The 26,752-nt window shown below is 69.0% G+C and carries 23 protein-coding genes; 8 read left to right on the forward strand and 15 right to left on the reverse strand.

What is annotated here, in order from left to right; translation table 11 throughout:
• Nucleotides 1-104 precede the first annotated feature (104 nt).
• Both ACWF82_RS11985 and ACWF82_RS11990 read left to right on the forward strand, forming a co-directional pair.
• Complete coding sequence (locus ACWF82_RS11985) at nucleotides 105-1,454, forward strand: TerD family protein (RefSeq protein WP_452500493.1); 1,350 nt, start codon at nucleotides 105-107, stop codon at nucleotides 1,452-1,454.
• A gap of 30 nt (nucleotides 1,455-1,484) precedes the next feature.
• The gene (locus ACWF82_RS11990) at nucleotides 1,485-3,005 is read left to right on the forward strand and encodes a TerD family protein (protein WP_452500495.1); all 1,521 of its coding nucleotides are present in this window, start codon (nucleotides 1,485-1,487) and stop codon (nucleotides 3,003-3,005) included.
• 3 nt (nucleotides 3,006-3,008) lie between these two features.
• Here ACWF82_RS11990 and ACWF82_RS11995 read toward each other — a convergent pair whose 3' ends face one another.
• The 3 genes from ACWF82_RS11995 to ACWF82_RS12005 all read right to left on the reverse strand — a co-directional run bounded on the left by ACWF82_RS11995 (nucleotide 3,009) and on the right by ACWF82_RS12005 (nucleotide 8,215).
• Nucleotides 3,009-4,748 (reverse strand): glycosyltransferase family 87 protein, encoded by a 1,740-nt coding sequence (locus ACWF82_RS11995; protein WP_452500497.1) that lies wholly within the window; start codon nucleotides 4,746-4,748, stop codon nucleotides 3,009-3,011.
• 21 nt (nucleotides 4,749-4,769) lie between these two features.
• A complete protein-coding gene (locus ACWF82_RS12000) occupies nucleotides 4,770-6,977 on the reverse strand; it encodes a transglycosylase domain-containing protein (protein WP_452500741.1) in 2,208 nt (735 codons plus the stop codon).
• Between the two features lie 818 nt (nucleotides 6,978-7,795).
• Complete coding sequence (locus ACWF82_RS12005; RefSeq protein WP_189031475.1) at nucleotides 7,796-8,215, reverse strand: DUF5318 domain-containing protein; 420 nt, start codon at nucleotides 8,213-8,215, stop codon at nucleotides 7,796-7,798.
• 425 nt (nucleotides 8,216-8,640) lie between these two features.
• Between ACWF82_RS12005 and ACWF82_RS12010 the strand changes: the two genes are divergently transcribed.
• Complete coding sequence (locus ACWF82_RS12010) at nucleotides 8,641-9,198, forward strand: PadR family transcriptional regulator (protein WP_071930941.1); 558 nt, start codon at nucleotides 8,641-8,643, stop codon at nucleotides 9,196-9,198.
• Complete coding sequence (locus ACWF82_RS12015; RefSeq protein ID WP_452500499.1) at nucleotides 9,191-10,300, forward strand: inositol-3-phosphate synthase; 1,110 nt, start codon at nucleotides 9,191-9,193, stop codon at nucleotides 10,298-10,300. Before ACWF82_RS12010 ends, ACWF82_RS12015 begins: the two co-directional genes overlap by 8 nt.
• Before the next feature lie 218 nt (nucleotides 10,301-10,518).
• Here the strand turns inward: ACWF82_RS12015 and ACWF82_RS12020 are convergent, their stop codons facing one another.
• From ACWF82_RS12020 to ACWF82_RS12045, 6 genes are all read right to left on the reverse strand, one after another.
• Entirely contained in the window at nucleotides 10,519-10,950 is a 432-nt protein-coding gene (locus ACWF82_RS12020) for a GyrI-like domain-containing protein (protein WP_452500500.1), read from the reverse strand.
• Between the two features lie 2 nt (nucleotides 10,951-10,952).
• Nucleotides 10,953-11,414: a GyrI-like domain-containing protein gene (locus tag ACWF82_RS12025; RefSeq protein ID WP_452500502.1), complete on the reverse strand. Its 462-nt coding sequence runs from the start codon at nucleotides 11,412-11,414 to the stop codon at nucleotides 10,953-10,955.
• 203 nt (nucleotides 11,415-11,617) lie between these two features.
• On the reverse strand, nucleotides 11,618-13,957 hold the full coding sequence (locus ACWF82_RS12030; RefSeq protein WP_452500504.1) for a transglycosylase domain-containing protein: 2,340 nt from the start codon (nucleotides 13,955-13,957) through the stop codon (nucleotides 11,618-11,620).
• Nucleotides 13,958-14,071: 114 nt separating this feature from the next.
• Nucleotides 14,072-14,959, reverse strand: a complete 888-nt coding sequence (locus ACWF82_RS12035; RefSeq protein ID WP_378852234.1) for a carbohydrate ABC transporter permease — start codon at nucleotides 14,957-14,959, stop codon at nucleotides 14,072-14,074.
• Nucleotides 14,960-14,970: 11 nt separating this feature from the next.
• On the reverse strand, nucleotides 14,971-15,948 hold the full coding sequence (locus tag ACWF82_RS12040; protein WP_452500506.1) for a carbohydrate ABC transporter permease: 978 nt from the start codon (nucleotides 15,946-15,948) through the stop codon (nucleotides 14,971-14,973).
• 45 nt (nucleotides 15,949-15,993) lie between these two features.
• Nucleotides 15,994-17,241, reverse strand: a complete 1,248-nt coding sequence (locus ACWF82_RS12045; protein ID WP_452500508.1) for an ABC transporter substrate-binding protein — start codon at nucleotides 17,239-17,241, stop codon at nucleotides 15,994-15,996.
• 217 nt (nucleotides 17,242-17,458) lie between these two features.
• Here ACWF82_RS12045 and ACWF82_RS12050 point away from each other — a divergent pair, with 217 nt between their 5' ends.
• Both ACWF82_RS12050 and ACWF82_RS12055 read left to right on the forward strand, forming a co-directional pair.
• On the forward strand, nucleotides 17,459-18,259 hold the full coding sequence (locus tag ACWF82_RS12050) for a DUF2786 domain-containing protein (RefSeq protein ID WP_452500744.1): 801 nt from the start codon (nucleotides 17,459-17,461) through the stop codon (nucleotides 18,257-18,259).
• 120 nt (nucleotides 18,260-18,379) lie between these two features.
• Entirely contained in the window at nucleotides 18,380-18,904 is a 525-nt protein-coding gene (locus ACWF82_RS12055) for a TIGR04338 family metallohydrolase (RefSeq protein WP_452500510.1), read from the forward strand.
• 99 nt (nucleotides 18,905-19,003) lie between these two features.
• On the opposite strand, the gene ACWF82_RS12060 is transcribed toward ACWF82_RS12055, so the two are convergent.
• From ACWF82_RS12060 to ACWF82_RS12080, 5 genes are all read right to left on the reverse strand, one after another.
• Nucleotides 19,004-19,426 (reverse strand): organic hydroperoxide resistance protein, encoded by a 423-nt coding sequence (locus ACWF82_RS12060; RefSeq protein WP_452500512.1) that lies wholly within the window; start codon nucleotides 19,424-19,426, stop codon nucleotides 19,004-19,006.
• 8 nt (nucleotides 19,427-19,434) lie between these two features.
• Nucleotides 19,435-19,866 (reverse strand): MarR family winged helix-turn-helix transcriptional regulator, encoded by a 432-nt coding sequence (locus tag ACWF82_RS12065; protein ID WP_379305701.1) that lies wholly within the window; start codon nucleotides 19,864-19,866, stop codon nucleotides 19,435-19,437.
• A gap of 39 nt (nucleotides 19,867-19,905) precedes the next feature.
• Entirely contained in the window at nucleotides 19,906-20,424 is a 519-nt protein-coding gene (locus ACWF82_RS12070) for a RipA family octameric membrane protein (RefSeq protein WP_452500514.1), read from the reverse strand.
• 105 nt (nucleotides 20,425-20,529) lie between these two features.
• Nucleotides 20,530-23,328 carry a TIR domain-containing protein gene (locus ACWF82_RS12075; protein WP_452500516.1) on the reverse strand — a complete coding sequence of 933 codons (2,799 nt, stop codon included), beginning with the start codon at nucleotides 23,326-23,328 and terminating at the stop codon, nucleotides 20,530-20,532.
• A gap of 135 nt (nucleotides 23,329-23,463) precedes the next feature.
• Nucleotides 23,464-24,468 (reverse strand): o-succinylbenzoate synthase, encoded by a 1,005-nt coding sequence (locus tag ACWF82_RS12080; protein ID WP_452500518.1) that lies wholly within the window; start codon nucleotides 24,466-24,468, stop codon nucleotides 23,464-23,466.
• Nucleotides 24,469-24,518: 50 nt separating this feature from the next.
• On the opposite strand from ACWF82_RS12080, the gene ACWF82_RS12085 reads away from it, so the two are divergent.
• Nucleotides 24,519-24,866 carry a hypothetical protein gene (locus tag ACWF82_RS12085; protein WP_452500520.1) on the forward strand — a complete coding sequence of 116 codons (348 nt, stop codon included), beginning with the start codon at nucleotides 24,519-24,521 and terminating at the stop codon, nucleotides 24,864-24,866.
• Nucleotides 24,867-24,905: 39 nt separating this feature from the next.
• On the opposite strand, the gene ACWF82_RS12090 is transcribed toward ACWF82_RS12085, so the two are convergent.
• A complete protein-coding gene (locus tag ACWF82_RS12090; RefSeq protein ID WP_452500522.1) occupies nucleotides 24,906-26,075 on the reverse strand; it encodes a thiolase family protein in 1,170 nt (389 codons plus the stop codon).
• 93 nt (nucleotides 26,076-26,168) lie between these two features.
• On the opposite strand from ACWF82_RS12090, the gene ACWF82_RS12095 reads away from it, so the two are divergent.
• Nucleotides 26,169-26,690: a winged helix-turn-helix transcriptional regulator gene (locus ACWF82_RS12095; protein WP_452500746.1), complete on the forward strand. Its 522-nt coding sequence runs from the start codon at nucleotides 26,169-26,171 to the stop codon at nucleotides 26,688-26,690.
• Nucleotides 26,691-26,752: the final 62 nt, after the last annotated feature.

Here is a 26,752-nt window from a genome sequence, read left to right on the forward strand (position 1 = left end):
CTAACCGATCGATCGGGTACGCGTGGTGGCCGCGGAGCGCGGACGCTCGCGCTCGCTTTCTCGTAGAGTGGCAGGCGACCGCACCGACAAGCGAAGGGTCGAACTTGTCTGCAACACTCGCCAAGGGCCAGAACGGTCCACTGGCCGTCAGTGACGTGGTGATCTCGCTTCAGCTCACGGCACCGGCCGATCTGTCCGCGCTGCTCGTGACCGAGCAGGGCAAGGTCCGCACCGATGCCGATTTCGTCTTCTACAACCAGCCGAGTGGGCCCGGCGTCGATCTGCGCCCCGGGCCCGCGGGCCAGCCTGCGTCCCTGGCGGTTTCGCTGCCCTCGGTACCCGCCGACATCGACCAGATCCGCGCGGTGATCACCCTCGACGACGCGACGAGCAACTTCGGCCGGTCCGCCCCGCCGACCGCGATCGTCTCCGACGCCGCCGGTAACCGGCTGTTCGAGTACCGGATCGACGGGCTGAACGCGGAGTCGATCGTGATCGCGCTCGAGCTGTACCGCCGTCAGGGCAGCTGGAAGGTGCGCGCCGTCGGCCAGGGCTACGCCGGTGGCTTCGCCGCGCTGGTCACCGATCACGGTGTGCAGGTGGACGATTCGCCCGCACCCGCCGCCGCTGCCCCGCAGCCGGTGCCCCAGCAGGCGCCGCCCGCGTACCCGGCGCAGTCGGCGCCGAGCTACCCGCAGCAGCCCGCGCCCGCCTACGCGCCGCCCGGCGGTGGTTACCCGCCGCCGCCCGGCCCGGCGCAGCAGCCGCCCGCTGCCGGTTACCCGCCGCCGCCCGGTCCCGGCCCCGGTTACCCGCCGCCGGCGCAGGCCGCCCCGCCGCAGCCCGCCGGTGAGGTCAGCCTGAGCAAGGATCGCCCGGTCAGCCTGCAGAAGGGCCAGCGAGTCACCCTCCGTAAGGAAGGCGGCGCCGCGCTCACCTTCGTCAAGATGGGCCTGGGCTGGGACCCGGTGCGCACCCGCGGCATGTTCGGCAACCGCACGGTCGACATCGACCTGGACGCCTCGGTCTGCCTGTTCGCCGACCAGAATCTCGTCGACGTCGCCTACTACGGCCAGCTGTCGTCCAAGGACGGCTCGGTGCGCCACCAGGGCGACAACCTGACCGGCGAGGGCGAAGGCGACGACGAGATGATCCTGGTGGATCTGACCAGGATCCCCGCGCACATCTCCACGCTGCTGTTCATCGTCACCTCCTACAAGGGGCACACCTTCGAGCAGGTGCAGAACGCGTTCTGCCGCTTGATCGATGGCACAACCAACGGCGAACTCGCGCGCTACACCCTCGCCGGCGGCATGCCGTTCACGGCGATGGCGATGGCCAAGGTGTACCGGGTCGGCGGCGACTGGAAGATGCAGGCGCTGGGCGAGGGCTTCCAGGCCAAGCATCCCGGGGAGGCCGTGCCGCAGCTGGCCCGGTTCCTCGGCAGGGACTAGGCGAGTACGGACAAGAGCAAGGCTGACAACGTGATTCACCTGAAGGCGGGCCAGAACACCGCGCTGACCGCCGGCACCGTGCGCTTCACCGCGCACACCGCGGGCACCGTCGATCTCGGCGCGCTGGTGGTCGGCGAGGATCTGCGGGTACGCGACGAGCACGATCATGTGTGCGCGTCGCGGCCCGCCGCTCCCGGCGTCACCTTCGCCGGCGGTGCGGTGGATATCGCACTGCCACAGGTCAGGCCGGACGCGCATGCCGTGCTCCTGTTCGTCACCGCCGGGCACGTGCTCGGCACCGTCACCGCGACGCTGGCCGAGAACGGCACGCCCACAGCCGAATTCGAGATCTCACCCACCGCGGGGGAGAGCGCGCTGATCTGCTTCGAGGTGTACCGCCGCGGTGGCGGCTGGAAGCTGCGCGCGCTCGGCCAGGGGTACGACGGCGGGGCGGCGCAGCTGCTGCCCGCCCACGGCGTGCCCGCCCCCGTATCACCGCAGGCCGCGGCGCCGACCGTGACGGCCGAGCGGCCCGCTGGTGCGCCGGGTATCCCGCTCGAGGTCGACCACGGTCTGCAGCGGATGTGGATGATCTTCGAAGACGCGGCCCGTTCCGCGGCCGCACTGGTCTCGGCCCGCGACTACGCCACCAAACGGCTGGATCAGGAACTCTCCGACGCGGTCTCGAACCCGGCGACCCGCAATACCCCGGCCGCCGACGCGGCTCGCGCCGAGGCGCAACGCAGGCACGACGAGCTGGTCGGCATCGCCGATTCGGACCATCGCCGCGACAGCGACCACCTCGGTCGCGAGATCGCCGAGGCCGATTCCGTCATGCCCGCCGCGCTCGCCTCCTGGCTCGCGCCGGCCTGGACCACGAAAGCCGCGCGCAGCGACGGCATCCGGCTCGGCGAGCTGTACGCGCACGACCGCGGTGAGCTGCGCGTGCCGTATTGCGTTCCGGTGCCGCTGAACCGGCCGCTGTGGGTCGACACCGAGTCGAGCGGAGCCGCGTCCCGCGTGGTCGGCGCGCTGGTGGCCCGGCTGGTCGCGGCCCTGCCGGACAAGCCGACCCGGGTCGACCTGATCGATCTCACCGGTGGCCTGCGTGGGCTCGCCGCTCCGCTCGCCCCGCTGCTCGCCGGTCCGGTCATCGTCGACCACGCCGACATCCCGGCGCGCCTCGGCGCACTGGCGCACGCGGCCGAGCTCGCCGACATCGCTTACAACAGTGGGCAAGCCGTGCCGCCGTCCGAGCACCGGATCCTGGTCGCCGCCGACTTCCCGCACGGCTACCAGGCCACCGACGTGGTGCACCTTGGTCAGCTGATGGTGCGCGGCGATCTGATCGGGCTGTCGCTGGTGATCGTCGGCAGCGGCGGCGCCGACTTCGGTGACGGCCCGCTGTCGCTGCTGTCCCAGTCGTGCAGGCACCTGCCCACCATGCCCGGCACCCCGCTGTTCGACCCGTGGACCGGCAACGCCTGGGAACTCGACCTCGACATGCTCCCGGCCGAACCTGAACTCCAGGCCCGCTACCTGCGGTTGTAGCGCTCAGTCCACCATCGACGCCGGCCGCGTGCTCGTGCAGGCCTGCCTGGGGCGCAGGAATTGCGGCAGCCACGGCAGGAGTGGGTCGGGTGCGCGGTCGAGGATTCCGCCCGCCGGATCGTCGACGAAGTCGCGGCGCACCAGGTCTTCCTGGGGGCGCAGGATCTCGTGGACGATCAGCGCGCACAGGCCGAGGACGGCGAGGTCGCGCAGCACGACGGTGCCGGTGAACCACTGCTCGGGCAGGCCCTTGGCGTCCTCGCCGAGGTAGTAGTACATGCGCGGTACCCAGACCAGCGCGTCGATCGTCATCCAGGCCAGCAGGATTCGCCGATGCGGCAGCGCGAGCACCGCCAGCGGCACCAGCCACAGCGAGTACTGCGGGCTCCACACCTTGTTCGTCAGCAGGAACGCGGCGACGACCAGGAAGCACAGCTGCGCCACCCGCGGGCGCCGCGCGGCGGTCAGCGCCAGGTAGGCGATGCCGGCGCAGGCCGTCAGGAACAGCAGCAGCGAGACGGTGTTCAGCACGGCCGGCGGCTGGCCGTGTTCGAGCGGCCCGTCGAAACCACCCCACCCGGTGAACGAGGTGATCACGTTGTAGATCGAATCCGGGTCGGCGTGCCGGGTGGTGTTGAGCCGGAAGAACTCTCGCCAGCCGTCCGGGTACAGCACGGCGATCGGCAGGTTCACCGCGATCCAGGTGCCCGCCGCGGCGAGCACGGCCAGGGTGGCCGCGCCGAGCGGGCGCAGCGCGAAGAACTGTGTCCTGGCGGGGGTTTCGCGCAGCCAGGTGCGGGCGGTGCCGAGGCTGTCGACGTCACGCAACCGCAGGCCGGCCCGCGCGGCGGGTAGTCGCTGCATCGGATCCGCGCGCAGGCACAGCACCAGAATCGGCCCGAGCAGCAGCAGCGGATACAGCTTGGCCGCGCCGCCGAGGCCGAGCAGCACACCGGCAAGTACCGGTTTGCGCCGCGCCCAGGCCAGCAGGCCGGTGGCCGCGAAAGCCGTTGCCAGCGCGTCGAAATTGGTGAACGCGTGCACGATCACCAAGGGCGACACCGCGATCAGCGCCGCGTCCCAGACGCGCCGCCCGGCTAGTCGCGAGGAGGCCCACACGGTGATCAGCCAGCCCATCGCCAGACCGAGCGCGACGACATTGAAATACACCACCACCGACAGCGCGCCGGGCAGCGGCAGGTGATCCCAGACATTGCCGATCTGCATCGCCGCGTACTGATACAGGCCCGAAAGCACCGGATACTCCATGTATCTGGTCTCGGTGCCGCCGTCGGGGGTCGACTCGGTCCAGGACTTCTTGTACGGGAACGCGCCCTCGTTGAGCCGTTCAGCGCCGTAGAGCGGCACCGTGTCGGAGTAGCACATGGCCACGTACTGGCGGCCGTTGTTCCAGTCCAGCATCAGCCCGCCCGCGCCGTCGCCGGTCTGCTGGATGCAGCCCGCCTTCGCGAACCAGCCGAGCGCGAGGAACGCGACGGTGAAGGCGAACATCACCCGCAGCGGCGTCCAGAACCGCACCCGGCCGATCAGCGCGTGATCGCCGACCGGGCCGCCGATCACCGTCGACAGCTGCGCGGTCAGCGAATCGTTGCGGCTCGGCTTATCTCGCGCGTCGATCGAGCGCAGGTCGGGGGCGAGCTGGGCGGGCGCGACGTACTGCACCGCGCGGCCAGGCCGGGTACCACTCGACGCCGGCTGGTCCGCGAGTTGCTGATCGGTCACGACATCCGAGGCTACCGGTGGTTACCGGGATCTGGTCGGTGTGGTTCCCCCGCCACTCTCGTTGTCGCTGTTAGTACCGCCCGTACCCGGCCTCGTGCCACCGCCGTTGCCATTGCCGTTACCGGTGCCGTTTCCGTTGGTCGGCGGCGAACCGTCCGCGGGCGCGGTCGGCTGACCCGGCAGCGGGCCGGTCGTCGTCTCCGGCGCCTGCTGCGACGGCTGCTGTCCGGCGGGCTGCTGCACACCGGGCACCGGAATCCGGATGCCGGGCAGGATCTCGACCTGCGAGGGCACGATCACCGGCGGCGCGATGACCGGCGCGGTGGTGGACGGTGCCGTGTAGGGCGCCGACCATTCCGGCACACCGGCCTGGCCCTTGATCGGGGCGGGCTTGGGGAACGACTCGTTCGACGTGCCGGACAGCGCGCCGTCCATCGTCGCCTTCCAGATGTCGGACGGCAGACCCGAACCGTAGATGCTGCCGCCGCCGTAGTTGCGCAGCGGATCACCCTGCTCGGTGCCGACCCACACCGCGGTCGACAGCGACGGGGTGTAGCCGACCATCCAGGCGTCGCGGTTGTTGCCGGTGTCGCCGAGCTGGTGGGTACCGGTCTTGGCGGCCGACTCCCGGCCACCGGCCAGGTTGTGGTTGCGCGAGTACGCCGCGATCGGCTTCATCGCCGCGGTGACGTTGTCGGCCACCGCCGCGCTCACCCGCTGCTCACCGGCGGGCTCGCCGCGATCGAGCAGCACCTGACCGTCGGCGGTCACGACCCGCTGCACGAAGTGCGGTGCGTGGTACATGCCCGACGCGGCCAGCGTGGCGTAGGCGGAGGCCATGTCCAGCGGACGCGACTGGTACTGGCCGAGGATGACGCCGTTGTTCGGGCCCGCGCCGTTCGGCTCGGTCAGGGTGGCGCCGATGCCGGGCAGCTCCTCGGGGATACCGAGTTTGTGGCCCATGTCGGCGACCTTCTGCGGGCCGTTCTGCATGTCGAGCTGCATGCGGTAGAAGCTGGTGTTCAGCGACCGCTTGAGCGCCTCGGCGATGGTGCACATGCCGCAGGACTCGCCCTCGACATTGCCGATCTTGATGCCGTTGACGGTGATCGGCGAGCTGTCGTACAGCTGCGAGAGCGGGATACCCAGTTCGAGGTTCGCGGCGAGGCCGATCACCTTGAACGAGGAACCCGTCGGCAGGCCAGCGTTGGCGAAGTCGAAGCCCTGGCCGTCCTCACCGCCGTAGTAGGCGCGCACCGCGCCGGTGCGCGGGTCGACCGAGACCACCGCGGTCCGCAGGTTCTCCGGCTCGCCCTCGAGCTTGGACCGCGCGGCGTTGACCGCGGCCTCCTGCGCCTTCGGATCGATCGTCGTGGTGATCTGCAGGCCCTCGGTGTTGAGCTGCTGCTCGCTGATGCCCGCCGAGGACAGCTCATTGAGCACCTGGTTCTTCACCAGTCCGCCGGGGCCCTCGTCCTCATCGTCCTCGTTGAGCGAGGCCAGGGTGACCACCTGCGGGTACTGCATCGACGACCGCTCGGCCGTCTGCAGGTTGCCGCCGGCGACCATGCCGTCGAGCACGTAGCCCCAGCGCGTCTTGGCGCCCTCGGGGTTCTTCTCCGGATCGAGCAGCGAGGGCAGCTGGATCGTCGCGGCGAGCACCGCGCCCTCGGCCACGGTCAGCTCCTGCACCGGCTTACCGAAGTACGCCTTGGCCGCGGCATCGATGCCGTACGCGCCACGACCGAAGTAGATCGTGTTCAGGTAGGCGGCGAGGATGTCCTCCTTGCTCCACTGGCGGGCCATCTTGGCCGAGATCACCAGCTCGTGCATCTTGCGCTGCATCGAGCGCTCGTCACCGACCAGTGCGTTCTTCACGTACTGCTGGGTGATCGTGGAGCCACCACCGGCGCTTTCCTTGCCGAGGACGTTGTCGCGGGCCGCGCGCGCGAAGCCCGACACCGAGAAGCCCGGGTTGGTGTAGAAGTCGCGGTCCTCGGCGGCGATCACGGCATTGCGCACGTGCGGCGGGATCTGATCGATCGAGACCTCGGTGCGGTTGCCCTGCGGCGGGACCACCCGGCTGATCTCGGTGGTGCCGTCGCTGGCGAAGATCGTCGCGACCTGGTTGGTCTCCAGATCACCCGGCTTGGGCACCGAGACCGCCGTGTAGGCGACCAGGAACACCGCGCTCGGCACGACGATGGCCAGGGCCATCAGCACGTACATGGTCCGGCGAATGGCTCGCCACGGGATCTTCCGCACACCCTTACCGGAGCCGCCGTCGTCGCCACCGCCACCGTCGCGGCGGTTACGCGGTCCGGTCGGCGGCGGGGTGCCACCAGCGCCGGTGGCTCTGCGCTCACCGGTGGTCGGACCGCCGGGACGGCGCCCGGCGCCGGGACGCGCGGTCGCGGGTGACGGACCGGTCCTGGGGCGGTTCGCGTCGTCGGCGCCACGGACGGGCCTGGCCGCGTCCGGGTGAGCCGCGCGCACGGTCTCGTCACGCCCTGGGCGCGGAAGTTTCTGGGTGGCGCCTGCGGCGGGCGGCGGCACCGGGCGACCCGGCTGGGCCGGCCTGCCCTGCGGCGGCCTGCCCTGACCCGGCGCTCCCGGTCCACCCTGCGGACCGGCCGGTCGCTGGGGTGGCGGACCAGGCCGACGTGGCGGCATGCCACCCGGCGGCGGAGCCTGCCGATTCGGCGGCGGCCCGCCCTGCGGACCACGTCCACCGGGCACCGGGCCACGCCCGCCCTGCTGGCCGGGGCCCGCGGGCGGCATCGGGCGCCGCGGCGGCGGGGCAGGCCGGTCACCCGGCTGCGGAGGGAGACCCGGCTGTGAACCCCGAGCCGGACGGCCGCGCTGCGGATCATCGCCGTAGGGGGAGGACTCGTAGGGCGAACTCACTGACCAGATCTCCATAACTTGTAAGGTTCAACCGGCACACGACATCCGCGCCGGACAACCGGCGCGGATACCTTGCACCCCGAACTGCGGCGCGTCATGCGGTGGCCACCATCACCCGGCCCCATCATCGCGCCGCCCCATCACTCGGCCGCAGAGCGCCGCCCCGCTCGCGAACTCGTCCGGCGGCGGGCCGGCGCAGGGGCAGAGCCGAGCACATACGACTGCACCAGATGGTTCCAGCTGCACGAGCGGCACACCTCGACGACATGCACCGAGAATTCCTCGTTCGACTCTGCCATCCTGACCAGCTCCTCGGGCGTCCGCGCGGAACCGGCCACCTGGCCGAGCCCGTCGCCGTACACCCACGAAACCAAGGTCAGCTGCTCTTTCCGGCAGATCGGGCAGGTGACCTCGCTGCCCCGGCCATGGAACTTGGCGGCCCGGAGCAGGTACGGATTCGCATCGCACACCTCGGCGACACCGACCCTGCCCGCGTAGACGTCAGCCAGCAGCGACCTGCGCCGGAGCGCATAGTCGACCACCTGCCGCTGAATTCGCACGATCACCAGAGTAGCTGGGTTTGAATCCCGCTGCCGGTGGCACCGCTACTTCCGTGCTCGCGCCGTGAACTCCCGATCCCGGCGTCGGCCCGGGTATTTCCGCAGGTGAGGCGCGCCGCAACGATGGCTGATTCCCGGGCACGTAGAGCGGCCGATTCCGTGACGAGGGCGCGTGATATCGATCGCGCGCAAGTGTCGACCGTGCTTGACGCGGCGAAGCCGAAGGCGCGCAACAGGTTCCGTATCGCCCCCACCGCGGCCTCTCCCACCTAGCCCTGACCAGGCCATCTCACCAGCCATGACCCAGTGATGTGCGTCATTCGGCTATGCCTTGTTATATCGCTCCGATATAGTTGGAAGTCGCATCCATCGGTTAGGTCCGTTCGGCCTGTCAGGCCGACATAGTCAGGGAGTGAGGTCGGCGAATGCTCGAATTGGCGATTCTCGGCCTGCTCCTCGACGCGCCCATGCACGGTTACGAGCTGCGCAAGCGGCTGACGGGCCTGCTCGGAGCGTTCCGGGCCTTCTCCTACGGTTCGCTCTACCCGACGCTGCGCAGGATGCAGGCCGACGGGCTGATCGCGGAGGAGCTTCCGGAGGGCGCGATCGCGCGCCGTGCGCGCCGCGTCTACCGGCTCACGCCGGTCGGGCGGGAACGGTTCAACGAACTCCTCGCCGACACCGGTCCGCAGAACTACACCGATGACGGCTTCGGCGTTCACCTGGCCTTCTTCAGCCGCACCCCCGCCGAGGCGAGGATGCGGATCCTGGAGGGCCGGCGGCGTCAGGTCGAGGAGCGCCGAGAGGGACTGCGGGAAGCGATCAAGAAGGCCAGCGGCTCGCTGGATCGCTACACCCGTCAGCTCCACCAGCTCGGATTGGAATCAAGCGAGCGCGAAGTGCGCTGGCTCAACGAGTTGATTGCGGCGGAGCAATCGACGAAGGCGGCACCACAGAAAGAGGGAAAGAGCGGCCATGAGTGATGTCAACAAGGTTGGGTCCGGCGAGGTTCGCGTCGCGATCGTCGGTGTGGGCAACTGCGCATCGTCGCTGGTGCAGGGCGTGCAGTACTACAAGGACGCCGATGAGAACGCCACCGTTCCCGGCCTCATGCACGTCAAGTTCGGTCCCTATCACGTCAAGGACGTGAAGTTCGTCGCCGCGTTCGACGTCGACGCCAAGAAGGTCGGCTTCGACCTGGCCGAGGCGATCTTCGCCAGTGAGAACAACACGATCAAGATCTCCGACGTGCCGCCCACCGACGTGACGGTCCAGCGTGGCCCGACCCTCGACGGTATCGGCAAGTACTACGCGCTGACCATCGAGCAGTCCGAGGCCCCGGCGGTCGACGTCGTGAAGGCGCTCAAGGACGCCCAGGTCGACGTCCTGGTCTCCTACCTGCCCGTCGGCTCCGAAGAGGCCGACAAGTTCTACGCGCAGTGCGCCATCGACGCGAATGTCGCCTTCGTCAACGCACTGCCGGTGTTCATCGCCTCCGACCCGGTCTGGGCGCAGAAGTTCGTCGACGCCGGTGTCCCGATCGTCGGCGACGACATCAAGTCCCAGGTCGGCGCGACCATCACCCACCGCGTGATGGCCAAGCTGTTCGAGGACCGCGGCGTGGTGCTCGACCGCACCTACCAGCTCAATGTCGGCGGCAACATGGACTTCAAGAACATGCTCGAGCGTGATCGGCTGGAGTCGAAGAAGGTCTCCAAGACCCAGGCCGTGACGTCGAACCTCACCGGTTCGCTCGCGGGCAAGGTCCACGACCGCAACGTCCACATCGGTCCCTCGGACTACGTGGAGTGGCTCGACGACCGCAAGTGGGCCTACGTCCGTCTCGAGGGCCGCGCCTTCGGTGACGCCCCGCTGAACCTGGAGTACAAGCTCGAGGTGTGGGACTCGCCGAACTCGGCGGGCATCATCATCGACGCCGTCCGCGCGGCCAAGATCGCCAAGGACCGCGGCATCGGCGGACCCGTCATCCCGGCCTCGGCCTACCTGATGAAGTCCCCGCCGGAGCAGATCGCCGACGACGTCGCCCGCGCCCAGCTCGAAGCCTTCATCATCGGCGCGGAGTAATTGGAGCGCTGGCGCGCTCGAGTCGCGGCCCCTCCTGTCCCGCCGATCAGGCACCGGTGCTTGCTCCTTCGTCGCCTGCGCACCGGCACCTGATCGGCGGGACGGCCGCGACCGCCGCTGCGCGGCGGACCCTCCTCGAGGTCGGGTCGTGGCTGGTTGCGTAACGAAAAAGGCCGGGCTGCACGGTGTTTCCGTGTAGCCCGGCCTTTGTCGTGTGCTCAATCGAGTGAGACGTACACCTCGACACTTGTCGGGCCGGTGTAGCGCTCGAGTTCGGCCGTGTGCGAGCGGGTGATGGTGCCCGCGTTCTCCGCCTTGATCACCTGGGCCCACGCGGTGCGCAGCAGGTCGTACGGCTTGTCGGAGACCACGAACTTGGCATAGCGGCCCGCGGGGATGCGGGTCAGCACATCGCCGTTGTCGATGTCGTCGAGCCCGCCGACCTCATAGCCGAGAACCGCGACCGCGTGGTCGTTCTGGCCGATGTAGGCGGCGGCGCGGGGCACCGTCTTCTCCCTGGATAGGTACCGGTCCCAGGTGAAGTTCACCAGGTCGAGGTCGCGGGCGGTCACCTCGCGACCGGCCAGCGGCACGGTGAGCCCCGCGACCAGCCCGTCGTCGAGGGTGACGATCTCGAAGTCGACAGTCATGGCTATTCGCCGCCCTTCTCTTCGATCAGCGAAACGAAGATCTCGACCGTGCGCTCGTCCGGATACTGCTCGTAGTCGCCGGAGTACGCACGCTCGAACTCACCGGCGGCCTCGGCGTCCCAGATCTGGCGCCACAGCGCGACGATGGTGTCGCCGCGGTGCTCGCCGGTGGCGACGAACCGGGCATAGCGGCCTGCCGGGATGCGCGCGAGCACGTCACCGACCTGGAGATCGGCGAGGGTCTTGCACTCGTAGCCGACGATGTGGGTCAGGTAGGAGTTGATTTCCGTCGCGAAATCGACGTACCCCGTCGCGATCGGCCCCGGTAACTGCGGTCTCGCCTGCAGGTGCTGCCACGCCTCAACCACCTTGGCGCGGCGCGGCCCCTCCACGGCGAGCGCCGGACTGCGGAGCACAGTGCCCGCGATCAGCGTCTCGGGACGGTCAACGACATTGAAATCCACCTGCGTAGCCCCTATGTCTAGTCTCGTCGTCGCTCGAGCGCATATCTTCCCGCATCGATATGACAGGTTTCGCGCCGGGATCGTTCGACGCGTCGTCGCGTCGCGGCAAACCGGCGATGCCGACTGGTCGGGCTGGTTCGCGCTCTGGCCAACGATGTTGCCATGTCCGCGGGGGTGTGGGGTCCGGGTGGCCAATCCGTGATCTATCCACCGCCGTCGCCGCCGAGCCCGGGGAACAATTCGCCGGGCGCGGCGGAGGGGCGCGGCGCAGGCGGGATGATGATCAGCGGCGCCGGATTACGTGGCGAGGTGGTCGGCGGGCTGATGATCTCCGGCGCCGGGTTGCGCGACGTGGTGGTCGGCGGCGTGATGAGATCCGGCGCCGGGTTGCGCGGCGCGTTCGTCGGCGGGTTGAGGATGTCGTAGGGACTGCCTCCACCCGGCGCGGCGGGGGCGGGGGCAGGCACCAGCGATCCGCCGCGGCCGGGCAGCGCCGGCGTGGGGAACTGCTCGACCGGTGTGCCTGCCAGCGCGGTGTCCATCACCTGCTTCCAGATGTCGGAGGGCAGGCCGGATCCCCAGATCGCGCCGCCGCGCCCGCTGCGCAACGGCTGCGGCTGCTCGGTGCCGACCCACACCGCCGTCGACAGCGACGGCGTATAGCCGATCATCCAGGCGTCCTTGTTGTCCTTGCTCTCGCCGAGCTGGGTGGTGCCGGTCTTGGCGGCCGACGGCCTGCCCTCGGCCAGCCCGTGCCCGTTGGAGTAGTTGGCGATCGGCAGCATGGCCTGGGTGGTGGAGTCGGCGATGCTCGCGATGATCCGCTGCTCTGGCTCCGGAAGCTGAACGCCCACCCGGTTTTCCGGCGCGCCGCGGTCGAGCAGCACCCGCCCGTCACCGGTGCTCACCCGCTGCACGAAGTGCGGCTGGTGGTAGACGCCGGACGCGGCAAGGGTCGCGTACGCCGAGGCCATGTCGAGCGGGCGCACCAGATACTGCCCGAGCACGATCCCGTTGAGCGGGGGATCGCCTGCCTCGGTGAGGGTCCGGTCCTCCAGCCCGGGGATGTACTCGGGGATGCCGGCCAGGTGCGCGGCCTCGGCGACCGAGCGCGGGCCGTCGGCCATCGTCATGGTGAGGCGGTAGAAGCTCGTGTTCAGTGAGCGTTTGAGCGCCTCGGTGAGCGCGCAGCGTCCGCAGGAATCGCCCTCGGCGTTGGTGATCGTGGTGCCGCGGTCGACCACCGGCGAGCTGTCGATCGCCCTGGTCGTCGGGATGCCCTGCCGCTGCGCCGCGACGAGCGCGAAAACCTTGAACGACGAACCGGTTTGCAGCGGCGCCTGCGCGAAATCGAAACCGCTGCCGTTCTCGCCGCCGTAGTAGGCGCGCACCGCACCGCTGCGCGGATCGATCGAGACCACCGCGGCGCGCAGTTCCGGCGGCTGCCACTCCAGCCGCTGCCGCACCGTGTCGACGGCGCCCGCCTGCGCGACCGGATCGATGGTCGTGGTGATCTGCAATGCGCCCGTGTTGATGTCGGCGTCGCTGAGGCCGGCGGCGCGCAGCTCGCGCAACACCTGGGTACGGATGTGGCCTTCGGGCCCGAGCGCCACCGGCTCGGCCGGAATGTCGGCGAGCGGGATGATCGGCGGGAACACCGTCGCGTCGCGGTCGCCGGGGGCGAGCACCTTCATCTCGACCATGCCGTCGAGCACGTACTGCCAGCGTGCTTTCAGCTGGTCGAGGTGGTTTTCGGGGTCGAGCACCGAGGGCGAGCGGATCACCGCGGCGAGCACGGCCCCTTCGGCCGGGGTCAGCTCCGGCACCGGCTTGTCGAAATACGCCTTGGCCGCGGCGGCCATGCCGTATGCCCCGCGCCCGTAGTAGATCGTGTTGAGGTAGGCGGCCAGGATCTCGTCCTTGCTCCACTGCCGCGCCATCTTCGCCGCGATGATCAGCTCGCGCATCTTGCGGGTGACGGTGCGCTCGGAGCTGAGGAAGGCGTTCTTCACGTATTGCTGGGTGATCGTCGAACCGCCACCGGCATTGTCGTTGCCGAGCAGGTTGTCGCGGGCGGCCCGCAGGAACCCGCTCGTCGAAAAGCCGGGGTTGGTGTAGAAGTTGCGATCCTCGGCGGCCAGCACCGCGTCACGCACTGGCATCGGCACGTCGGTGAGCGGGATCGGGATCCGATTGCCTTTCGGCGGAATGAATTTCGTCAGCACGGTGGTGCCGTCGGCGGCCAGCACGGTGGCGGGCTGTTCGACGGCGACCTCGGCGGGCTCGGGGATCTCCGAGCTCCAGTAGATCGCGACGAACAGCAGCGTCGGCAGGCAGACGAAGATCACGAACAGCGCCGTGATCAGCCGCCGGATCTTCTGGCCCCTGGTGCGGGGTTCGGCGGCCAGTCGCGCGGCCTGGGCTCGTCGCGCCTCGCCTTTGCGCGGCTGATCACGTCCCAGTGGATCCTTGAATCCGGCGATCGAGGAGTACGGCGCTTCCGGATCGGAACGCCTGCGCCCACCCTCGGAGGCCAAGACCATCTCCTTCCGGAGCGACGGAAGAACTCACCTGCACCGACCGATGACTCTACCCGCCGGGGCCCGCGGAACCCGGGAGGAACGCGTGGGGGCGGCGAACGCGCCGCCCCGCACCGATCAGCTCTTCACACCACCGGCGGTCAGACCGGAGATGATGCGGCGCTGGAACACCAGCACCATGATCACCAGCGGCACCGTGACGATCACGCCCGCCGCCATGATCGCCGCGTACGGCTGCACCAGCGGATCGTTGCCGGAGAACTGGGCGATCGCCACCGTGACCGGCCTGGTCTTCTCCCCGGACAGCAGCCGGGCGAGCAGGTACTCGTTGATCGAGGCGATGAACGCCAGGATCGCGGTGGTGAACACCGCGGGCGCCGCCAGCGGCAGCATGATCAGCCGGAACGCCTGCGCCTTGGTCGCGCCGTCGATGCGCGCGGCTTCCTCCAGCTCCCAGGGCAGTTCGGCGAAGAACGAGGCCAGGATGTAGACCGTCATCGGCAGCACGAAGGAGATGTTCGGAATGATCATCGCCTGGTACTCGCCGATCCAGCCCAGATCGGTGAACAGCTGGAACAGCGGCGTCACCAGCACGACTGCGGGGAACATCGAGGCCGACAGGATCAGCCCCGAGATCAGGTACTTGCCCGCGAACGCCATCCGGGCCAGCGCGTACGCGGCGAGCACGCCGAGTGCCAGCGCGACCGCGGTGGTCACCGAACCGATGATCACGCTGTTGAGCAGCGCCTGGCCGAAGTTGTTGCCGCGACTGGTGTCGAAGGCGTTGCGGAAGTTGTCCAGCGTCACGTGGGTCGGCCACGGCGTGCTGTCGAAGGTGTAGGCCTGATCGCGGAACGCGACGACCGTCATCCAGTAGAACGGCCCGAGACCCCACACCAGCACGATCAGCACACCGAGGTACATCCGCACGGTGCCGATCCGCTTGCGCCACGACACCGGCTGCACGGGCGCTTCCGCGCGCTCGACGGGCGCCTCTTTCGTCATCGACATGCTCATCAGTTCGCCTTCCGCTGTTCTTCCTGCGTGCGAACGGCGTTGGCGCCCAGCACCTTCACCAGCACGAACGCGATCGCGAAGACGAGCAGGAAGGTGATCGTCGAGAGCGCCGCGGCGCTGTTGGGGCCCTGACGCACCTGCTCGACCACCAGGATCGACAGGGTGTTCGTCGAAGGGTTACCCAGGGTCATGATCGCGGGCAGGTCGTACATGCGCAGCGCGTCCATGGTGCGGAACAGCACCGCGACCAGCAGCGCCGGCTTGAGCAGCGGCAGCGTGATATGCACGAACCGCTGCCAGGCCGACGCGCCGTCGACCTTGGCCGCCTCGTACACGTCGGCCGGAATCACCTGCAGGCCGGCCAGAATCAGCAGCGCCATGAACGGGGTCGTCTTCCAGACGTCGGCAGCGATCACCGCGAACCGCGACGCCCAGACGTCGGAGGTCCACAGGATGTGGGTGCCGAGCACCCGGTTCACCACGCCGTCGTACTGGAACATGAACTCCCACAGGCGCGCCGTGACGGCGGTGGGGATGGCCCACGGGATCAGCACCGCCGCGCGCAGCAGGGCCCGGCCACGGAAGGTCTTGCCCATCACGATGGCCATGCCGAGACCGAGGATCGCCTCCAGCGACACGGTCACCACCGTGAAGAACAGGGTGACCCCGACCGCGGACCAGAACTGGGAGCCGAGCGTGCCGGTGGGGCACGACACCGTGCCCATGAGCGTGTTGCACTGCTGCAGCAGCCAGTGCGTGTAGTTGCTCAGCCCGGCGCTGCCGCCCTCGACGAACATGCCGGTGGCCGGGTCGATCCCGGAGTCCTTCTGGAAGGACATGAAGATCGCCTGAACCACCGGATATCCGATGACCACGGCCAGCGCGACGAGCACGGGCGTGACGAAGAGCCACGCCTTGCCGGATCGTCGCAGTTCCAGCGCTAGCCCGCGCTGCTTGGCTCCCGAAGGATCCGACACCGTTACTACTCTCCTACGGTCTGGTCGGGTCCGCTGCGCGCTCCGCTACGAACCGGCGGTCTCGATGCCCTTTTGCATGCCGGCGACGGCGTCGTCGACGGACTTCGTGCCGTTCAGAGCAGCATAGGCGTTGTCCTGGATGGCCTTCGACACCGCGGGATAGAACGGGGTGACCGGACGCGGCACCGCGCTGGCGATGGATTCCTTCAGCGCGGGCAGGTACGGCATCTTCGCGATCAGGGCAGGGTCGTCGTAGAGCGAGGCGCGCACCGAGGGCAGCGCGCCCGAGGCGATGATCTGCTGGGCCTCTTCGCTGATCAGGTAGCGCACGAAATCGGCCGCGGTGGCCTTGTTCTTGGAGAACGCGCTGATGGCGGCGTTGTAGCCACCCAGGGTCGAGGCGCCGATGCCGGTGTTGCCCGGCAGCGGGGCGACGCCGAACTTGTCCTTCACCGAGGAGGTGTCGGCGTTGGCCTGGGCGTACAGGTACGGCCAGTTGCGCAGGAACAGCAGCTTGCCGGACTCGAACGCGCTGGCGCTCTCGCCCTCCTTGAAGGTGATGGCTTCCTTGGGGATGTCACCGTTCTTGTAGGCGTCGACGAGGACCTTCAGGCCCGCCTTCGACTCCGGGCTGTTCACGGTCGGGGTCTTGCCGTCGGCGCCGACGAAGCTGCCACCGAAGGCGTTGATGACCTCGGAGGTGTTCACGGTCAGGCCCTCGTAGGGGGCGAGCTGACCGGCGTAGCAGCCGATGTTGTTGTCGCGGGCGATCTGGCACTGGCCGAGCATCTCGGTCCAGGTGCGCGGCGGGTTGGGGACCAGGTCCTTGCGGTAGTACAGCAGGCCGCCGTTGGTGTTGCGCGGGGCCGCGTACAGGGTGCCGTTGTAGGTGGCGCTGGCGACGGTCGGCGCGAGCAGCGGCGCGGTGTCGATCGCGAAGGTGTCCTTGAGCGGCTGGATCCAGCCCTTCGCGGCGAATTCCGCGGTCCACGGCACATCGAGGGCGACGACGTCGTAGCCGTCCTGCTTGGCGCGGAAGTGCTCGGCGAGGTCGTCGTGCTGCTGGTTGGCGTCGGCCGACTGCTCCTTGAACGTCACCTGCTCGTTCGGGTGCGCGGCGTTCCAGCGGTCGATGAGCTGCTTGACCACACCGGTTTCGGTGGTGTCCTTACCCTCGACGTAGGTGATCGGGCCGCGGCCCGTCAGGTTCTGGTCGAGCGCGTTGCCTCCGTTGTCACTGGAGCAGGCACTGGCGAACGATGCGGCAAGCAACGCAATCGAGGCAGCAGCCATCGTCGCTCTCGGGACAAACTTCAAGGCCATCGCAGACACTCCAGGGTCGAGACGTGAGCAGCAGCACACCCGTGCGGTGCACAAGGCAACATACATGGTGGCGGGTCCTCGCGTCCGATCGTCCTGTCCAATCAGCTACTTTCCGGTCAGTTCGCTGTCGGTGCGGTGCCCTACCCTCGACGGGGTGACCAGCCCATCGCCGTCGACGCCCGACCGGATGCTCACCCGGATCGGCGGTTTGCTGCGCAAGGCCGAGGCCACCGACAACGAACACGAGGCCGAGGCTTTTCTCGCCGCTGCCCAGCGGCTGGCCACGAAATCCTCGATCGATCTCGCGGTCGCCCGCTCCCACGTCGCCGACCGTGAACGCAGGTCCACACCGGTGCAGCGGATCATCCCGATCGGCGAACCAGGTCGAAAGGGACTGCGCACCTACGTGCAGCTCTTCGTCGCGATCGCTACGGCCAACGATGTGCGCTGCGATGTCGCCCGCAGTTCCGCCCAGGTGTACGCCTACGGTTTCACCGCCGACATCGACGCCTGCGAGGCTTTGTACGCGAGCCTGCTGATCCAGATGGTCCGCGCCTCGGATCACTACATCAAATCCGGCGCGTACCGGGAGGCGACGGTCGTCAAGACCGTCGCGGAGAAGCGCTTCGGGCGTACGGTGCGCCGAAAGGTCGAAGCCCCGGTGGCCGGGGTGACCGCGCGCCTGAACTTCCAGATGGCCTTCGCCGCCCGGGTCGGTGCGCGCCTGGCGGAGGTGAAGGCCGAGGTCGTGGCCGAGCAGGCCCCGGCCGAGTCGACCGGCACCGCACTGGCCCTGCGCGACAAGGAAGTAGCCCTCACCGACTTCTACACGGCCACCTCGGAGGCGCGCGGCACCTGGCGCGGACCTCAGACGTCCACCGGCCACTCGGCTGCCGCTCGGCGCGCGGGAGACCGCGCGGGGCGCACGGCCAGGCTCGGTACGTCCCCGGAGTTGCCTGCAGCGCGGGCGAAACTCACCGGCCGATGAGAGTGCTCGGCGAGTTCGTCACGGCGCGACTTTCGGCACAGTGCCTTGGTCCGGTGCGTGCCGCCGAGTACCGGACCAAGGCGAGTCTATGTGGGCCGAGGACGGCGACCGGAGCGTGCTGTGGCGCCGGGTGATCCGCACCGCCGCCGAGATTCCCAGCGGGCCAGGGTCTATGACGCCGAGCAATTGGTCCGCGGCGTCTTCGACCGGGCGCAGGAATTCGGGCACCGGATCGTCGAGGTCTACGGTTCGCAGCTCACGCTGCCCGTCGAGCGCCGCTTCGCCTCCGTCGAGTCGGTGCAGTCCTACGTGGACAAGGTCCTGGCGCTGAATTGGGTACGCGCGCAGTGGGAGAGGGCCGGATCGCCGGTCCGGGTACGCGCGCGAGCCGGGGCTTCGGCCGCGCACTACGAACCTGCCGACGCGGTACTGGCCGTCCCGCTGCACACCGGGGCGACCGCCTGGGCGTTGCGCGAGCTGGTGGTGTTGCACGAACTCGCGCACCACCTCGCACCCGCCGACGAGGCACCGCACGGCCCCGAATTCTGTACCCGCTATGTCGAATTGGTCGACGGCGTGATCGGCCCCGAAGCGGCCCTGCTGATCCGGGCGACGTTCGCCGGGTGCGGTGTTCGCTGCAATTGACTGGTAAGGCCCGGCCTATTCGTGCGATTCGGCGCGACGCAGTCAGTATTTCGACTGAAGCCGAGCGAATTGCACGAATAGGCCGGACTCGTGCGCCGATCAGTCCTCGGCGACCTGCACGTCGACCGCGATGTTGCCGCGGGTCGCGTTGGAGTACGGGCACACCTGGTGGGCCTGCTCGGCCAGCGCCTGCGCGTCCTCGCGCGACAGGTGCGGCAGCGTGACCTCGAGGGCCACGGCCAGTTCGAATCCGCCGTTGCCGTTCGGGCCGATCGAAACCTGCGCGCCGACAGCGGAATCCGCGATATTCGCGCCGGCCTGCTTGCCGACCAGGCGCAGCGCCGAGTGGAAGCAGGCGGCGTAACCGGCCGCGAACAGCTGCTCGGGGTTGGTGCCGGCGCCGTCGCCGCCCAGCTCCTTCGGCGGGGCGAGCACCACGTCGAGCTTGCCGTCGGTGGTGCGCGCGGTGCCGGTGCGGCCTTCGCCGCTGGCCAGGGCTTCGGCGGTGTAGAGGACCTGCATAGGAGCTCTCATTTCTCTGTGAGGGAATCGGTGAGTTTGCGCAGTAGTCCGCGCAGTGCGGTGATCTCGTCGACGGACAGTCCCGCGATCTCGGCCATCTCGGCCGGAATCCGGCACGCCTCGGCGCGCAGCGACCGCCCGTGCCCGGTGAGCACGATGTCGACCCGGCGTTCGTCCTCGGCCGCCCGCCGGCGCTCGACGAACCCGGTCGCCTCCAGCCGCTTGAGCAGCGGAGACAGCGTTCCCGAGTCGAGGTCGAGCGCTTTGCCGAGCTCGCCGACACTGCGTCCGTCGTGTTCCCACAACGCGAGCATCACCAGATACTGCGGATACGTGAGCCCGAGCTGTTCCAGCTTCGGGCGATAGACCGCCGTCATCGCCCGCGAAGCCGCGTACAGCGGAAAGCACAGCTGTTCGTCGAGGGTGAGTCCGTCGGTCATGAGAACAATGTAGCCCACAATTAAGTTGTGCACAACCAATCAATGGAACACGATGGCGAGGAACCCCGAGACGTAGGCGACCGCGAAGAGCACCGGCACCCACTGCTCGATATGGGACAGCGGCCAATACCGCGCCCGATCCCGGCCCTCACCGAGGGCCCACCATTCCGCCTTCCAGAAGGGCGAGGCGGGCAGCCGCTCCTCGAGCGCCCCGATCACCTGGAACTTGGCGCCGTTCAGCAGCCGGTAGCTGCGGACCAGATAGAACCAGGCGAAGCACTGGCCGAGCACAGCGATCAGCGGAATCACCAGCCATTCCGCTGTATCGGGCGGCGGTGACTTTCCGAAGAGGGTGACGAGGGTGAAGATGCCGGTGTTGAGGGAAAGGAAGAAGGAATTCGCCAGCCCGCGCCGGGCGCTCACGCGGTCGGTCATCTCGACGTAGAGGCGGTACTGCTCGAGCACCATGTCGTCGTAGGCGCGGCCTTCCTTTCCCTGGGGTTCCGGCAGGTCGTTCCAGAGCCTGCCACTGATCCCGCGTTGATCGTCATAGAGCACCGCGCACCTCCGGAGGTATCGGGCGCCGGGGGCCGTCCTTATCGGCCGTGCGGTGATGAACATCCGCGTCGGCGCCAACGTGCATGGTTCGCAAGGGGTTTGGAGCTACGCCGCATATCGGCATGCCATATCCCAACCGGTAGGCAGATGGGACTGCACCTGGGCTCGGGTCACGTAGGGTGTGGCGAGTTCACATGCCCTGTCCACGTCCCAGAGCCGGTCCCATAGCCGCACGGTCCGGTCGGCACCCGCGGTGGCCATTCGGGCACCGTCCGGGCTGAACGCCACCGCGATGATGGGGTCGGTGTGGCCGGTGAGCGGAGCGCCGATCGGTTGGCCGGTAGTCGGGTTCCACAGCCGCACCGTCTTATCCCCACCAGCGGAGGCCAGCAGAGTCCCATCCGGGCTGAACGCCACCGTGTTCACTTCTGCGGTGTGGCCGATGAGTGGAGGGGCTGCGAGTTGCCTGGTACCGGGATCCCACAGCCGCGCCGTGCGATTGTTGTCCGCGGTCGCCAGCCGAGTACCGTCCCGGTTGAAGGCGACCGCCCATAACTGATCCGTGCGACCGGTGAACGGTTCGCTGATCGGCCGATCGGCGGTGAGATCCCACAACTTCGCGGGCTGGTTCAGGCCGCCCGCGGAGGCCAGCCGGGTGCCGTCCGGGCTGAATGCCACCGAGTACACCGTCCCGGTATGGCCTGCGAGTGGTTTGCCTATCTGCTGTCCGGTGGCGAGGTTCCACCGGCGCACCGTCTTGTCCTCGCTCGCGGTGGCCAGCTGCGTGCCGTCCGGGCTGAACGCCACGTCGAACACCGCGTGGGTGTGACCGACGAACGGGGGACCAGCTGAATGCCCGGTCGTGGGATTCCACAGTCGCACGGTGTGATCCCTGCCCACGGTGGCCAGCCAGGTGCTGTCCGGGCTGAATTCCACCGCAGTCGCCGAGCCGGTGTGCGCGGTGATCGGATCGCCGACCGGTCGGCCGGTGCGGGGATCCCACAGTCGCACGGTGCCGTCCTTGCCACTGGAGGCCAACAGGCTGCCGTCCGGGCTGAACGCTACGTCGGTCACCCCGTCGGTGTGGCCGGTGAGCGGTATGCCGACCGACGTCTCGGTGGTGATGCTCCACAGCCGCACGGTTTCGTCGTCGCTGGTGGTCGCCAGCCGGGTGCCGTCCGGGCTGAATGCCAGCGCCTTCACCCCACCGGTGTGCCCGGTCAATGGTTCGCCGACCTGTCCTCCGGTAGCTGGATCCCACAACCGCACAGTGTTGTCGTTGCTCGCGGTGGCGAGCCGGGTGCCGTCCGGCCTGAAGGCCGCCGACAGCACTTCGCCGGTGTGGCCGGTGAGCGGATTGCCGACGGGCCGACCGATAGTGGGATCCCACAGTCGCACGGTGTTATCCGCGCTGGTGGACGCCAGCCGGGTGCCGTCTGGGCTGAAGTCCACGTTGGCCACCCAATCGGTGTGGCCTGCCAATTCAGGACCGACCTGGGTACCGGTCGCCGGATCCCACAACCGCACGGTCTTGTCGGAGTTGGCGGTGGCCAGCCGGGTGCCGTCCGGACTGAACGCCACGTCGTATACCGCGACGGGGTCGGCGGTGATCGGTTCGCCGATCGGCCTACCTGTGCGTGGATCCCACAGCCGGGTAGTACCGTCCCATCCGGCGGTGGCCAGCCGGGTGCCGTCCGGGCTGAACGTCACCGATCGCACCATGCCGGTATGACCGGCGAGCGGTTCGCCGATCTGCTGCCGGGTCGCCACGTCCCACAGCCGCACGGCCTGATCGGCACCGCCGGTGGCCAGCCGGGTGCCGTCGGGACTGAACGCTACCGAGGCCACCCCGCCCTCGGCGGCGACGATCGGATCGCCGACCTGCCTGCCGGTCGCCGGATCCCACAACCGCACCGACGAGTCACTACTCGCGGTGGCCATCCGGCTGCCGTCCTGGTTGAACACCACGTCGTTCACCCAGTTGACGTGGCCGGTCATCGGCGGAAGGGCCTGTTGTCCCGGGCTCCGGTCGAAGGCGATACGGGCGTTCACCAGGGCACTGGTGGCCTGCCACAGCGGTGCCGGTGTCGCTCGGCTGCTCTCCGCGGCCAGCGCGAGCGCGAGCGCGGCATTGCCCGCCGCGGCATCGCGCGACGCGGCAGCCAGAGCCATCGCGACCGCCTCGTTGCGCTGGTGCACCGCCTTGCGTTGCATGACGACCGCGATCGTGGCCGCGACGACCGCGAGAACGGTCAGCACGACCAGGCCGATGACAGCGGCCCGCCGCAACCGCCGGAAGCGGCGTTGCTCACGCAGATCCTCGCCTGCCAGTTCGTCTTTGGGTTTGCCGTGGATCGGGGCGGCCAGATCGGTGACCTTCTCCCGGAACATCGGTGCGCGTGGATCCCACGGCGCGTCCGCGCTGACGTCCACGTAGAACGGCTCGGTGGGCAGCACCCCCGGCTGGGTGAGCACCGGCAGGGCGACATCGGATCGGCTCGGATCGAACCGCTGGGTGGCCTCGTCCCAGGTCACGCGCCCGCCGACCACGACGAACAGCAGCTGGTCCGGTCCCCGGCGCCGCAGCCACTGGGTGACCTCCTTGTCGACCCAGCCGGAGGCGACGGCCTGCGGGGACAGAACCACGATCAGATACCGGGCGCGATCCATCGCCTCGCTGACCTTGCCCCACAGGTCGGGGCTGGCGGTCAGGTCGGTGGCGTCACGAAACACCCGCAGCGCCCGCAGCCGGCCCACATGTCGGCCGATGCGATGCAGGCCGGACTGGATCCCGGCCGCGACCGGCCGATCGTGGTGCGTATACGAGATGAAGGCGTCGTATTCGAACACTCCCCCCTGCCCGCGAGCCTGCCACCCTGGAGCCGCATCGGCCTGCACGTACATGACTCATCTCCCGGTCGAGACGCATGGACCTGACCATCCGAGCCTTTCGCCTCCGCACGCGGATTTCGCGGGTAGTCCACTACTCGTCTTCGCGGGCGCCGAGCAGCGCTCCGACCAGCTCGTACCGCCGCAGGATCAGTCGGCGTCGAGCAGTGCGCTGACCCGCTCGTACCGCCGCAACCACCACTCGGTCCGCTCCGGATCGGGATGCCGGTACTTGTCGAGCAACCCGGGGTCGGGTTCCGGCGCGGCTGTCGGAACCGTGAGCCACCCGTTCACCGGCAGCAGCGATTCGGCGACGAGATCGCCTTCGAACAGCGCGAGAGTCCCTAACCCACAGGCGAACTCGAGCTGCGGCAAGGCCCCTGCCAACGCGATCTGGGCGGCCAGCCCGACACTCGTCTCCAATGCCGACGACACCACAGCCGGCAGCCCGGCGGCCTCGGCGACGGCCAACGCCCGCCGAACCCCACCCAGCGGAGTGCACTTCAGCACCGCCACATCGGCGGCCCCCGCCACCGCGACCCGCAACGGATCCTCCGCCCGCCGAATCGACTCGTCCGCCGCGATGGGCACCGAAACCCGCCGCCGCACCTCAGCCAATTCCTCGACCGTCCGGCACGGCTGCTCGACATACTCCAATCCGCCGGCAGCCCGGTCGATCTCGCCGATATACCGAACCGCGGTCGCCACATCCCACACCGCGTTGGCGTCAACCCGAACCGCCCCGCCGACCCCGATAGCCTCCCGCACCGCCGCCACCCGAGCCAGATCCTCACTCAACGACCCGGGATGATCAGCCACCTTCACTTTCGCTGTCGCACAACCCGACTCACGCACAATCCGCCCAGCCCGCTCGGCATCGACAGCGGGCACCGTGCAATTCACCGGCACCCGATCCCGCACCGGCGCAGGCCACCCCACCGTCGCCTGCTCCACCGCCGTAGCCAACCACCCCACCGCCTCCCGATCGTCGTACTCGGGAAACGCGCAGAACTCCCCCCACCCCAACGGTCCCCGAATCAACATCCCCTCACGCACAGTGATCCCCCGAAACCGCGTACGCAGCGGAATCGCATAAACGAACGTATCGGCGCCCACCTCGCGATCGTAGAGCCCGGTAGTTCCGCACCGTGGCATGAGTAGTTCCACGGTGTCGTCCGGGTGCTGCTGCCGGTCATGCTGAGGCCATGACCGCGCCCACCCGCCGTCCGTACGGCTCCTTCGTAGACCTGGCGGTCGGTCTCGTGATGACCGTCCTGCTGCTTCCGCTCGCCAGCCTGGCGATCACCATGGCGGCCTATTTCGAACTGTCCAACCACACCTGCGGTGCCAGCTACGGCGGTTGCTACACCCCCTATGTCACCTGGGGATTCCAGGTGGCTGCCGGTGGCTCTGCGCTCGCGATACTCGGCTCGCTGCTGTGGGTATCGATCGGCGCGTCGAAAGGACGAGTCGTCGGCTACGTGCCGGTGCTCGGCGCGCTGCTGATCATCGCCACTTTCCTGCTCGGCGGTGAGATCGCCACCTGGGCATGATCGCTCGGCGGCGCTCGCGAGGGAGCGCCGCCGACAGGGTCAGAGGCGTTCGATGATGGTGGCGTTGGCGAGGCCGCCCGCTTCGCACATGGTTTGCAGGCCGTAGCGGGCGCCGCGCTGGTGGAGGGCGTGGACGAGGGTCGTGGTGAGGCGTGCGCCGGAGGCGCCGAGGGGGTGGCCGAGGGCGATGGCGCCGCCGTTGACGTTGACCTTGCTCAGGTCGGCGCCGGTTTCCTGGGCCCAAGCCAGGACGACGGGGGAGAAGGCCTCGTTGATCTCGATCAGGTCGATGTCGTCGAGTCGCAGGCCTGCCCGGCGCAGGACCTTCTCGGTGGCGGGGATGACCGCGGTGAGCATGAGCAGCGGGTCGTCGCCCGCCACGGCGAAGCTGTGCAGCCGGGCCAGCGGGCGCAGGCCGAGCTCGGCGGCGCGTTCGCCGGACATGATGAGCACCGCGGCGCTACCGTCGCTGACCTGGCTGGCCGAGGCCGCCGTGATCTCCCAGCCGATCTGCGGGAAGCGGGCCGCCATGGCGGGGTCGTAGTAGGCGGGCTTCAGCTTGCCGAGCGTCTCCAGGGTGGAGCCGACCCGGATGCCCTCGTCGGCGGCAAGGCCGTTCAGTGGCGCGAGCTCGGCCGCGAAGAGCCCGTCTTTGGTTGCGCGGGCGGCCTTTTCGTGACTGCCGAGCGCGAACTCGTCGAGCTGCGTGCGGGTCAGTCCCCACTTGGCGGCGATGAGTTCGGCGCTGATGCCCTGGGGCACAAGCTCATCCGGGTACCGCTCGGCGAACGCGACGCCGGACAGGTCGGTGGCACCGATCAGGTTGGCGCCCATGGGAACCCGGCCCATCGACTCGACGCCTGCCGCCACGACGATGTCGTACGCACCCGCGATCACGCCCTGCGCGGCGAAGTGAATGGCCTGCTGACTGCTTCCGCACTGCCGGTCGACAGTGGTGGCCGGCACCGATTCGGGATACCCGGCCGCCAGCGCGGCCCGCCGGGTCATGTTCGCACCCTGCTCGCCGACCTGGGTGACGATGCCGCCGATCACGTCGTCGACCAGGGCCGGGTCGATACCGCTGCGCTCGATCACCGCGCGCAGGCTGTGCGCGAGCAGGTCGACCGGGTGGACGTCGTGGAGTGCGCCGTTCGGCTTACCCCGGCCGATGGGGGTGCGTACCGCTTCGACGATGACCGCGTCTCGCATGGGAGTCCTCTTTCGACGGTGAGCCGACTCTGGCTCTATCCAGCAATAGTCAGCTTAGGCGCTAACTATCATCTACTCAAGTCAGATGTGGGTATGATGTCGGTCATGGCAGCCGTGATGGAAGGACCCCTGGCCGATCTGAGCAGGTGGGATACCGCGGGCTGTTCCATTGCCAGAGCCATGGACCTGATCGGCACCCGCTCGGCGATGCTCATCCTGCGCGAGGCCTACTACGGCACCACCCGCTTCGACGGCTTCGCCCGCCGCGTCGGCATCACCGACGCCGCGGCCGCGGGCCAGCTCCGCAAGCTCACCGCGGCGGGCCTCCTGGAAAAGCGCCCCTACCAGGAAGAAGGCAAGCGCACCCGCAACGAATACGTCCTCACCCAGATGGGCCGCGACCTACTCCCCGCGGTCGTCGCCCTGTGGCAGTGGGGCGACACCTATCTGCAACCCGGCCCACCGCCGTTGCTACGCGTCGACGCCGAGACCGGCGAACCGGTCCGGGTCGAGTTGCGCAGCGCCGACGGGACCGAGGTCGAACTCGAGCGGCTCGGGGTCCGGGTCAACCAGGACTATCTGCGCGCCCGCAAGGAAGCAGCGCGCGAGAAGTGACGCTCGGACGCTGACGTCGGCGTCCTTGGTGCCCGGTGAATCGGACCGGCGACATCGGTCGC

This window comes from Nocardia sp. NPDC055053, assembly GCF_053608285.1.